The sequence below is a fragment of the Nocardia sp. TBRC8007 genome (assembly GCF_056629435.1).
This window is the reverse complement of record NZ_JBWSOR010000059.1, coordinates 1-7,981: the sequence shown is the minus strand read 5'-3', so window position 1 is coordinate 7,981 and position 7,981 is coordinate 1. Positions and strand designations below refer to the sequence as shown.

General features: G+C 62.7%; 8 protein-coding genes and 1 CRISPR repeat array. All 8 genes read right to left on the bottom strand.

Annotated elements, in window-relative coordinates; translation table 11 throughout:
- On the bottom strand, nucleotides 1–256 hold a 256-nt coding region (locus ACX4ZE_RS22295; protein ID WP_480275425.1), incomplete at its 3' end, for a hypothetical protein.
- Between the two features lie 399 nt (nucleotides 257–655).
- Nucleotides 656–1,234 carry a hypothetical protein gene (locus tag ACX4ZE_RS22290; RefSeq protein ID WP_480275424.1) on the bottom strand — a complete coding sequence of 193 codons (579 nt, stop codon included), beginning with the start codon at nucleotides 1,232–1,234 and terminating at the stop codon, nucleotides 656–658.
- Nucleotides 1,177–2,940 carry a CRISPR-associated helicase Cas3' gene (cas3, locus tag ACX4ZE_RS22285; RefSeq protein WP_480275423.1) on the bottom strand — a complete coding sequence of 588 codons (1,764 nt, stop codon included), beginning with the start codon at nucleotides 2,938–2,940 and terminating at the stop codon, nucleotides 1,177–1,179. The genes ACX4ZE_RS22290 and cas3 overlap by 58 nt, the downstream gene beginning before the upstream one ends.
- Before the next feature lie 12 nt (nucleotides 2,941–2,952).
- A CRISPR array of direct repeats spans nucleotides 2,953–3,502; the repeat unit is 37 nt; unit sequence GTTGAGATTCTCGCCGAGCCGTGAGGCCCGGCGCCGT.
- Nucleotides 3,503–3,648: 146 nt separating this feature from the next.
- Nucleotides 3,649–3,939 (bottom strand): CRISPR-associated endonuclease Cas2, encoded by a 291-nt coding sequence (cas2, locus tag ACX4ZE_RS22280; RefSeq protein WP_480275422.1) that lies wholly within the window; start codon nucleotides 3,937–3,939, stop codon nucleotides 3,649–3,651.
- A gap of 2 nt (nucleotides 3,940–3,941) precedes the next feature.
- Nucleotides 3,942–4,958: a type I-C CRISPR-associated endonuclease Cas1c gene (cas1c, locus tag ACX4ZE_RS22275; protein WP_480275421.1), complete on the bottom strand. Its 1,017-nt coding sequence runs from the start codon at nucleotides 4,956–4,958 to the stop codon at nucleotides 3,942–3,944.
- Nucleotides 4,955–5,590, bottom strand: a complete 636-nt coding sequence (gene cas4, locus ACX4ZE_RS22270) for a CRISPR-associated protein Cas4 (RefSeq protein ID WP_480275420.1) — start codon at nucleotides 5,588–5,590, stop codon at nucleotides 4,955–4,957. The genes cas1c and cas4 overlap by 4 nt, the downstream gene beginning before the upstream one ends.
- A 1-nt stretch (nucleotide 5,591) precedes the next feature.
- Nucleotides 5,592–6,482 (bottom strand): type I-C CRISPR-associated protein Cas7/Csd2, encoded by an 891-nt coding sequence (gene cas7c / locus ACX4ZE_RS22265; protein ID WP_480275419.1) that lies wholly within the window; start codon nucleotides 6,480–6,482, stop codon nucleotides 5,592–5,594.
- Between the two features lie 61 nt (nucleotides 6,483–6,543).
- The coding region (locus ACX4ZE_RS22260; RefSeq protein ID WP_480275418.1) for a type I-C CRISPR-associated protein Cas8c/Csd1 at nucleotides 6,544–7,981 on the bottom strand (1,438 nt) is incomplete at its 5' end.

The following is a 7,981-nucleotide window of genomic DNA, read 5'->3' as shown; positions in this document are numbered from 1 at the left end:
GGGGCAATCCGTACCGAATCCGATATGAGAATAATTGCTGAACAGGTGAAAAGCGATACCAGCACAAACGTGGTCCGTATTCGAATCGCAGTAAGGTACCCAATAAAGAAAGGCGGTGGGTCATAACCGCCGATTTCATATTGAGTTTCTCGCCGAGCCCGAAGGCCCGGCGCTGCTGGTCCGCATCGACCACATGTATGAGCTCCGTTGCGTTGAGATTCTCGCCGAGCCCGAAGGCCCGGCGCTGCCGGCTCACGATGCCCGTCCGGGTACACGGCGCTCTGCTGTTGAGATTCTCGCCGAGCCCGAAAGCCCGGCGCTGCAGCCGGTATAGGCCGGTGACGGCGATGGCGATTTCGTTGAGATTCTCGCCGAGCCCGAAGGCCCGGCGCTGCTCGCACCCTCAGCCGCCGGATTCGCGGTATTGGCACCGTTGAGATTCTCGCCGAGCCCGAAGGCCCGGCGCTGCCCTGGATTACCTGCGAATACGCCGATTTGATACTGCCAGCGAAACGTTTTCGTCCTCCAGTTCCTCGATTCTGCCAGTTCGCAGATTCGGAACCTACCTGGTATTGCGGTCGCACCCAGGGTTCCTAAGCTGTTCTTACTCAGAGGCTCCGGGATCGGCGAGGGTGGCAGAATCTGAGCGGGCGGATCAGAACACGGTTTCAATGGTGGAGATGTCCACGCCGGTTCCTTGGAGTGTCGCCGAGTTCCACACATAGGCGCCTTTCCATCTACCAAGATCACCCGCAATGGGATCGATCAGCGCAGCGACATCCGCACGTTTCGCGACATCACGGCGCAATTGTACGATCCAGGGCTGCAGCTCGCGTAATGCTTTACGCGCCTGATCGGTACCTGATGCCAGAATCGACAGCCAGTGACCGACGGTTTCAGCATGATGTTCATCGACGACCACGACAGGCACAGTTTCGTCGAGGATCATACGGAACGCCTTACGACGGTCGCGGCCGACCTCAGTATTGGGCCCCTCGGTGACGGCTTGGAAGGCCAAGTTGGTGCGATTGCGTTGAATCACTTGACCAGCAGGGTCATTCGTATGATCGATACTGATATTGTCCAGGCCGAGCTTGTTGTAGAGGCTGCGGTAGTAACCGCCCAGCGCGGCTTGGTTGTCGAGTTCGGGTCCGTCGGAGCCGAATATGTCGGCAGTCAGCGCACTGGGGGTGTCATTGTCTTTCGGGGCGTGCCCGTCGACCGGATCGAACACAACGACCACCCCCCCCCGTCAGGAAATTCGCCATTGCGGTTGGCGCGGCCGCCGGCTTGCTGCAGCGAGTCCGCCCCGGCCAGCGCCCGCCACACCGTCGGGAACGAGATATCGACACCAGCTTCTATCAACGTGGTCGACACCACCACCGTCGGCACCCCCGCCTTCACACGCTCGATGATCAGGGCCAACGCCGCACGGCGATGTTGAGGCGCGAGGCGAGTCGACAGATGCCACACTTCCTGCCCACGCCTGACTCGGAGTAATTCGTAGAGTTCGACAGCATCGACGATCGAGTTGACCACCACCAGCACCTGTGCGCAGTCGGCGACGTCGTCGGCGACCTGTTCCCAGGTCGGCTTCGGGTCCAGCCTCCATTCATAGCGGACTCGCCGCGCCCGATCGAACAACCGTTGCGGCTCTGCGATCACCTCCTTGATCACCAACCCAGACCCTGTACCACTCTGGTCGTTCCACACCGACAGCGCTTCGAATTCCGGTTGCGTGGCCGAAGTCAACAACACCGTGCTCCCAAAATGCTCTACCAGAATCCGCAACCCATCCAAGATCGGCAACAACAGTCTCAACGGCAGCGCCTGGACCTCGTCCAGGATCAGCACCGCGTTAGCCAACCGATGCAGCTTGCGGACTTGGCTGGGTTTACGCCCGAACAGCGACTCGAACAACTGCACCGTCGTCGTCACCACGAACGGCGCATCCCAATTCTCCGCCGCCAACCGCTCCCAACGACTCGCCTCACCCACTGCGGTACCCGTCTCGTTCTCGCTGCGATAACGGAGGCTGGAATGATGCTCGAGCACCACCGGATCCTCCTCGGTGTCGAGCAGCTCCCTATACACTGCCGCGTTCTGCTCGGTGATGGTGATGAACGGCACCGCCACCACTACCCGCCGCTTACCGAAAACCGCCGCATGATGTAATCCGAAGCTGGCCTGCGCGAACGTCTTACCCAACCCCGTCGGAGCAGCCAACCGAAACACCCCCGGCCCCCGCGATGCCGCCGCCACCGACGCCGCATACACCTCCTCCCGCAACTCACCGACCCCACCACCGCGAGAAGCGATCGCCGCGGACCGGCCACGTTCGAAGCGCTCCACCAACACCTTCATATCCACGTATGGCGCTACCCGCGGCCCCGACAGTCCCTCGCGGTGGGCACCGGTATCGAGGTGATCGGCATCCACCAACGCCGAGAACAACATCCGCACCCGCATCTCGGTCACCGTCCCTTCGAATACCCCCCAGCCCGCCGGCAACATCCCCACCGCACACAACACCGGCGATGCCTCCGGAACACACCGGAAAAACCGCTCCGCAGTCCCCGAGTCATCCTCAGCCGCCACCTTCGCCAACTGTGTCCTGAACTCGCTCAGGTCGGTCAGCCCACCATGATGCCCGGCGATCGTCATCGCAAACGCACTCACTCGCGGCATCAATAGATACGCACCGAATTCCTTGTGCGGCACACCGACCGGAGCATCCGTACCATCCACCACCGCCAACCGGTCCTGCCACGCACACGACGCCTTGCCCGCATCATGGAAAAGTCCCACCGCAAAAGCCAACTGGCCCGCACCGAACTCTCCCGCGAACCAACCTGCCCACCACGCCGTCGACCGACAATGCTCAGCCAAACCATGACGCCGACCAGACACCTCGCTACGGCTGTGTGCCCAAATATTCACCACTGAAACCTAGTTGAGATTCTCGCCGAGCCGTGAGGCCCGGCGCCGTCTCGGATTCGGTGCGCGGATAGTCGCGGTCGTGTTTGTTGAGATTCTCGCCGAGCCGTGAGGCCCGGCGCCGTAACGTCGGGTCGGCGACGACCTGCTGACCGGAGTTGTTGAGATTCTCGCCGAGCCGTGAGGCCCGGCGCCGTAACGTCGGGTCGGCGACGACCTGCTGACCGGAGTTGTTGAGATTCTCGCCGAGCCGTGAGGCCCGGCGCCGTTTTGTGTCGGCGGGTCCACAGCGTGTTTTCTGGGGTGTTGAGATTCTCGCCGAGCCGTGAGGCCCGGCGCCGTACTGGCGACACAGCGACATGATCTCCTTGGTCAGCTCGTTGAGATTCTCGCCGAGCCGTGAGGCCCGGCGCCGTCGTGCGCGGGCTGTGCGTCACCCTTGGCAGGCAGGTAGTTGAGATTCTCGCCGAGCCGTGAGGCCCGGCGCCGTCGCCCCATCGCGGGCAGAGCGGGCGCGGCGGTCCCGGTGTTGAGATTCTCGCCGAGCCGTGAGGCCCGGCGCCGTGCTGGATAAGCAGCTGTTATATGGCACTGCTACTAAAATTGGTGCGGTTCGTGGCGTGTACTGAGTATGTTCTCCCAGGTGGCAGATTCGGGACCCTCCGGCACTTCGGGACGCACCTGGGGTTCCGAACCTGGCTGGATCTGCGTTCAAAGGATGAGTGGTCCATCGTGTTGTGGGGTGACTGCGGCGCCGAAGTGTTTCGCGGCGGTGAAGGTGCCCTGGTCGAGCTGGTAGACGCGGATACTGTCGGTTCGGTGGTCGAGCGCGTGGTCGAGCGCGGCCAGTAGCTGCAGTCGTGTGGTCTGAGTGCAGGTGACTTCGAATACCGATTTCTGGACTCGATGACCATAGCCTTCACAGATGCGGGCGACCTTACGTAACCGGGCGGCACCGGCGGGGGTGACGGTTTCGACGTCGTAGGTGATGAGCAGTTCCACGGTCAGGTCACCGTCCAGGGGATGTAGGTGTCGGTGTCGCCGCGCAGGTGCCGGGCTAGCAGGCGAGCTTGCACCAGTGGGAGCGTGGCGGTGGGGATTTCACGGTCGAGATAGGCGTGGGGCCAGCTGCGTTCACGGGCCAGTGACCACTGTTCGAGGAAGAACTTGCGGCCGATATCAGTGAGCTGGACTTGTCCGTCGGGCAGAGTTTCGGTATGCGCGGTCTTGATCTGCCCGCGGTTGATCAGGGTCAGGACCAGCCGGTCGACCAGCAGTGGGCGGAACTCTTCCATCAAGTCCAGAGCGAGAGCGGGTTTGGCTGGGCGGATACCATGCAGGTAGCCGATGTAGGGGTCCAGGCCGACCTGTTCGAGTGCACCGTGCACGGCGGTGCGCAGCATCCCGTAGCCGAAGGACAGCAGACAATTGAACGGATCGGTCGGCGGACGTTTACTGCGACCGGGTTTCACCGTCGGCGCCAAGGCCGGCAATGCCTGAAAGTAGTCGCGAGCGGCACGGCCTTCCACGCCACGCACCTCGTCCAGGGTGGCGCAGTCACGCAGGGCGATCAGGGCGGTGGCATGCTGGTCGGCAACCTCACGCAAGGTTGTCTGGCGGGTGCCGGACAGGTCGCGGGCGCTGCGCAGGCTCAACTGCCGATAGTTGTGGAGTTTGCCCGCGACTATCGCCTTCGCCAAGTTCAGGCAGGCGACAGAGTTTTCGTGGACGCGGGCCTGGGCCAGACGCAAGTGCGGGTTGCCGCTGAGTGGACCGGTGACACGAGCCAGGAACCGACCGTTGCGGGTGACCCAGGTAAGCCCGCGGCCGTCGGCTGCGCAGCGGTGCAGGAGGTCGTCAGTGACGGTGACACCGTTGAACGCCACGATCTCCTCGATCCGGATCAACGGCAGCAGATGTCGACCCGGTCGCTCCGGGTGGTGAACGCGCAGTGCGTCACCGTCCAGGTGCAGGCTGGTGCCCGGGGTCGTGACATACAACGTCTTGAGTAGCTCGGTCACAATGGCTCTCCCGCCACACGTGGAGTGAACAGATCGACAGAGCGCGACCTTCCGGTCTCGGGAACACATCCCGGTGCCAGCGAGCACCTTCGGCACCGCCGATCCTGCACCGCGCGTGGAAGCACACCAGCATCGAGCAACATCCGAAGATCCGCGACAACCTCCTCCACTCGGTGCTCGGTGTCTCGGTCTACGGTAACGCGGTGGTGTTTGCGGTCCCGGCCGGCGAACACGTCTCCGTAAGAAACGTCGCTGTCGAACATTTCCCGCAAGCACAGCACCTGCGCGGCGACCTGCAGGTCGGCCGGGCCTCCTGGCCGGTAGGTGCCGGATTTGTGCTCGACCGGGACCGGTCCCTCACTGCTCCAGTGCACGGTGTCGCAGATCCCGTGCATTCCGACTCGGTCGGAGAACACCGGCAGGGCCCGCCAGATTCGGGCTCCGTTGCGGCCGGTCAGCACACCACCACGGTCGACTGCCTGGTGAGCGAGGTCACCTCGGACAGTGTCGGTGTTGGACTCGAAGTACGCTTCCTGCCAGATCAATACAGCCTGACGGGGGCAGTAGGTGTAGTGCTCTATCGCCGAGAGCGGCACACTCCAGTGCTCGACAGCCTGCACGGCACGACTCATCTCAGGTGAACACCGACGTGTAGGTCACCCCGGTCGGCAACCCGTCGGTGACAACATCGATGGAGTAGTCGCCGAACCGGCGGGGCGGGATGTTCGGGTCACGACCCTCGACCTGGGTTACCTGGACACGTTCGACCAGTTTGTGGGCCGGGGCGTTTCCGAATTTGTTGTCGTGGCTGAACACGTGCAGGCCCCGCGATACCATCCGGCCACGCGAGGCGGCGGCGTCGTGGTCGAACATCATCTCCATCACCTGATAAAGCAGCTCGAAATCCTTGCTGTCGACTCCAGTTTGGTCACCACGGGTCGCGGAGTAGCTGATCTCGGCCTTGTACAGGGCATAAGGGACCGTCCACTTGGTCCCCATCTCCGTGGACTCGCCCTTGGCGATGTCTTCCTCCCTGGTCTGGGTGACGCGGGTGATGGTGTGGGTTGCGGGGAGAATGGCATCGATCGACCGCGCCATCCCGAACTGCAACGGACCTCGGATACTGCCCAACGCGTTCGTGGCACCGGTCGACAGGACCGCACCGAACCAGCGGATGTCGGCATACCGGTCGCACAGCCACGCCCGCGCGATCGCTGCTTGCTCCGGCGTGAGCTTGCTCTTGAGCTTCAACCCGTTGGCGGTGTAGGACTCGGCCAGGCGGGTATTGAGGGCATGACCGGCTTCGACAAAGATCCCGTACCGTGGGTTGCCAGCCGCGACCAGGGGGAGAGTGTCGCGAATCTTGCGTTTGATCGCGACATCGGTGACCAACCCGTTGCTGGTCTCGACATCCATCCGCGGCTGATTGTCGGCGTCGGGGTCACCATTGGGGTTGCCGTCGGTCACATCGAACAGGAACACCATATCGTGACGCACAGCATGGTTCAGATGAGCAGAAGACATTTCGAATCCTTCGAGTTGTTGGAAAGGAGGGAGGAAAGTGGTCCAGGCCGTGCGCCTCGGCCTACTTGTCAGATCGAGTTTTCTGCCCGTAACGCTGTTGGAAGCGCCCCATGACGAACCACTCCTGCTGTTCGAGGTTGCAGCGAAGCGGGGAACCTCCGGCCTTCAGCAGCCGGCCGTAGGCCTCTTTGAGCTGGAGCTCCCACCATGTGGCGTGCTTTTCACCGTCGCGTCGGCGAATCTTGGCTATCCATGCCGTTGACAACCGGAAACCCTGTGCTAGAGCCGGTTTCGGACTCATTATGGCGCTGCGGAGGTAACGGTCACCGAAGGTGGCATTGACTGCCGGGCGAACCGACCCGGCTTCGCGGGATTCATCCGCATCGCTCTGAACGACGGACTCCGCGGTGTCGGTGTCATTCTTCCGGGATGGATTGTGGGCTCGGTACTGGAGATTTTCCATGATGGCGAACAGCTGTCCGGCCACGTAGGCACGTTCGGGGCAAGTGGTGTCCAGGCTTTTCGGGACGGTCACGTAACTTCTCCTGATCTGGGGGCTTCTGGTCAGTCCGAGCCGGATCACACTGGCGCGGACATCATCGACGCGGCCATCGCTGCCGATGCGGTGGATGAGGTGGGCGCGCATCCCTACCGGCAGCGGCCGATTGAGCACCGCCGCCTCGAGCAGGTGCCGCAACACATCGTTCGGACGATCCGGATTCGGACGTACGCCTTTCGCCACAAACGGTAGATAGCGGTTAGTTGTGGCGTCCCAGCGTCCTAAGCACGCAGCCATGTGCCACACACTCTTCCACGGGTCTCCCGGCGGTAGTGTCCGACCGTCGGCCAATGTGACCGGTACGGTACGGCGCGGGACGATTTCGTGGTCGTCGAACCACGCCTTGACATTGCCGACGTGACTCACCGTTTCCTGATCGGCGGCGGCGAAAGGCATGTCAATCCATTCTCGGACCAGGATCCGTGTCACCTGACCCGACACCGCCAGCCAGCAGAACCGCCCGGCATCCGGCGCCAGGGTCGCGCGCCCGGAATGCACAGACCCCAGCAACTCGCGTACATCGGCTGGCTTCGGGTCCAGAACCATGGACATCAGATCCGGTTCCTCGGGGTCGGTGCTCCACCACGCCAGCCGCGTGTCCTGTCCTCGAAGAGAGAGGCTGTGGTCGGTGGAGGACAGCAGCAACGTCAGGCCGACGGTGATGTTATCGGCGCAGTGCATACAGATCGGGGTGTGAGTCAACTGAGTGACCAGGTCATAGCCGAAGGTCGGTTTATTGATGCTGATCAACGTCGCTCCATTGCGCACACCCGGGATCAGATGCAAAGGCACCGCGCATGGGATGGTGTTCGCCAACCCACCAGTGCGCGCGCACACCATGCACAGCCCGCTACGTCCGCTACCCTTGGTCGTCGCGATCCGATCGGCCCAGAACGCTGCCGCGCTCGGACTGCGATGCGCGGGAACACCATCGACGGTA

What these genes read in the sequence shown, in the direction of transcription:
- cas4 (WP_480275420.1), bottom strand. Translation starts at nt 5,590, where the DNA reads ATGAGTCGTGCCGTGCAGGCTGTCGAGCACTGGAGTGTGCCGCTCTCG.
- cas7c (WP_480275419.1), bottom strand. Translation starts at nt 6,482, where the DNA reads ATGTCTTCTGCTCATCTGAACCATGCTGTGCGTCACGATATGGTGTTC.